This window comes from Hallella mizrahii, from assembly GCF_009695775.1.
Classification (GTDB): Bacteria; Bacteroidota; Bacteroidia; order Bacteroidales; family Bacteroidaceae; genus Prevotella; species Prevotella mizrahii.
On the sequence record NZ_VUNG01000082.1, the window covers coordinates 1 to 2,919 of the forward strand.

Genomic DNA, 2,919 nt, shown 5'->3' on the forward strand with positions numbered 1-2,919 from the left:
ACGCTCAGATGCTGCCCGGACAACTCGCTATTGATTAACAAGTCTTAAATCTTACTCAGCCTAGCATAAAACGGGGTACTCGAAAGTACTCTGTTTAAAGCTGATAAGCAACAATTGGACATTTACAAAACATCAGAAATCTTTCAGAAAGAAGCGTTTTGTCCACTATATAGTACTTAAAATACGCTCCAACACCCTTAATTGATGTAAAACCATCGTTTTTTATAGTATTTTTTCGTAACTTTGCAAAGAATATTTTATAGATTATTGCGTAATGGTCAAAAAGAAGGTTTTATTCATTAATCAAGAAATGGTTCCCTACGTTCCCACCTCCGAGATGGCAACGATGGGGCGCAACTTGCCACAGAAGATCCAAGAGAATGGATTCGAGATCCGTACTTTCATGCCAAAGTGGGGGAACATCAACGAGCGGCGAGGACAACTGCATGAGGTTATCCGGCTGTCAGGACTCAACTTGATTATTGACGACACCGACCATCCACTGATTATCAAGGTTGCCAGCATCCCTGTTTCACGTCTGCAGGTTTACTTCATCGACAATGAAGACTATTTCCAGCGTCGTCGCACCATGACCGAGGATGAGAGCGGTGAAGAGTTTACCGATAATGGTGAACGTGCGATATTCTTCGCCCGTGGTGTATTGGAGACGGTCAAAAAGCTCCGTTGGACGCCGGACATCATCCAGTGCCAAGGCTGGATGGCCGGTGTTGTACCATTGTATATCAAGACAGCTTATCACGATGATCCCTCCTTCGCCAATGCCAAGGTGGTAACTTCGCTCTTCAATATGAACTTTAAGAAGCCTTTCGGCACTAATTTCAAGCAGTGCGTGGAATTTCGCAATGCCACTCCCGACCTGCTCGAACCCTATGCCGACCACTTCGACTACGCCGAATTGGGAAAACTTGCCATAGACTACAGTGATGGTGTCGTGGAGGCTGGAAAAGAAGCCAGCAGAGTCTTAATGCAGTATGCCAAAGACAAGCAGAAGCCAATCCTCAACTATCCGGGCGATGACTATGTGCAAGCTTACAAGACTTTTTACAACAATATCTTAGGAATATAATTTTCGTATGAAAATACAGCATTTAGTTGCGCTCTTCGCTGCTGCTGTCACTTTCACGGCCTGCGACGATACAACAGATACCATTGGTGCCTCGCTTTCCAATCTCACGGATGCGGTAGAAGTCGGTACCGCGTCGTTCGACATTCCCAGCAACTCCATATTGGCCGATTCTGTCTTGTCCAACTCGCTGACGGGCTATATCGGTAAGGTAAGAGATCCTGAGACCGGCGCATATATCACCGGTGACTTCATGGCTCAGTTCACCTGCCTCGAGGACTATCAATTCCCCGACAAAAACAATCTCTATGGCCGCAATGCCCATGGCAAACTTGAGGCCGGACTTGTCAATGCCGACTCCTGCGAGCTTCGCTTGTTCTACAGAGGCTTCTACGGCGACTCTACACGCACCATGAAGATGAAAGCGATGGAGATGAGCCAGACCATGAACGAGGATCGCAGCTACTACAGCAGTTTTGATCCTTTGGAGCAGGGACTGGTGAGAAAAGACGGAGCACAGGCAACGAAAGTGTATAGCCTCATCGACTACAACTTGCCACAAAACGTCAGAGACAGTAGCAACTATACGCCGTATATCACCATCAAGTTCAATCAGCCCTATACCGACAAGAACGGAAAGGTATACAGCAACTACGGTACCTACGTGCTGGAGACTTACTATGAGCATCCTGAATATTTCAAGAACGCTTACACCTTCCGCAACCATGTGGTGCCGGGATTCTTCTTCAAGAATGTAGGAGGATTGGGTAATATGGCCTACATCAGCGACTCTCAGCTCAATGTCTACTATCACCAGAAGCACCAGTACTCAGAAACCGACTCTGTCAATGGAGAGCCCGTCACGGTGAAGAAAGATACCATCTTCCAGAACGTGACCTCTTTCTGGGGAACAGAAGAGGTGTTGCAGACCACAACGATCACAAACGACAAGTCGACGCTGGAGAAGTTAGTGGCTGATCAGAGCTGTACCTATTTGAAGACTCCCGCAGGCATTTATACTGAAATGACCCTGCCAGTCGACGACATCACCAAGGGACACGAAAACGATATCGTCACATCGGCACAGCTCGTGGTGCCAAGACTAAACAATACCTCCACCAGCGAATACGCATTTGATGCGCCACAAAAAGTGCTTCTCATCCCGAAAGACTCTATTCGCAGCTTCTTTGAAAACAACGATATCGACAACAACAAGACTGCGTATATCACATCGTGGACAAATAGTGGCGACAACAGCTACATTTTCTCCAACATTGCTTCTTTAGTCACGTCGATGAAAAATGTGGATAAGGCTAAGCGTAGTACCAACTGGAACAAGATCGTGTTGATACCCGTTGAGGTGAGCACCACAAGCACATACTCAAGCTATACGGGGCAGACATCTACTGTTACGACGAAAGTAGCCAACGACATGTCGCTAACCAGCACTCGCCTGGCCAAGGGTACAAGTCAGAACAGTCCCATCAAGTTGAGCGTAATCTATTCAAGATTCAAGTAAATCTTATTTGTATTCATAAGAAAGATGGCGGAAGTCCTTGTAAGGATTCCCGCCATATTTTATTTCTTATAACGTCAACACAACAGTTTTTTTATGGCGAATCCTCGCTAAGAATCGATTCTTTGGATGTAAGGTAAGTGTAGCCCTAAAAAATAGATTTATAGAGCAATTCAACAAATAACTTATAAAACTAAAGTTTCCCACTTGCCATTTTACAGGCTTCCGCGAATAATCGCACATTGCAATATGTTGACTGACAAACGATTAATATTTTGAAAATAAAAGTTAACACTCTGTATTAGTGCATAGTCACGGC

2 protein-coding genes are annotated in these 2,919 nt (G+C 45.4%); both read left to right on the forward strand.

Features of this window, described 5'->3' with window-relative positions; translation table 11 throughout:
- The first annotated feature begins 274 nt into the window (after positions 1-274).
- A complete protein-coding gene (locus tag FYJ73_RS15440) occupies positions 275-1,087 on the forward strand; it encodes a glycogen/starch synthase (protein ID WP_154535632.1) in 813 nt (270 codons plus the stop codon).
- A gap of 7 nt (positions 1,088-1,094) precedes the next feature.
- Positions 1,095-2,603: a DUF4270 domain-containing protein gene (locus FYJ73_RS15445; RefSeq protein ID WP_154535633.1), complete on the forward strand. Its 1,509-nt coding sequence runs from the start codon at positions 1,095-1,097 to the stop codon at positions 2,601-2,603.
- Positions 2,604-2,919: the final 316 nt, after the last annotated feature.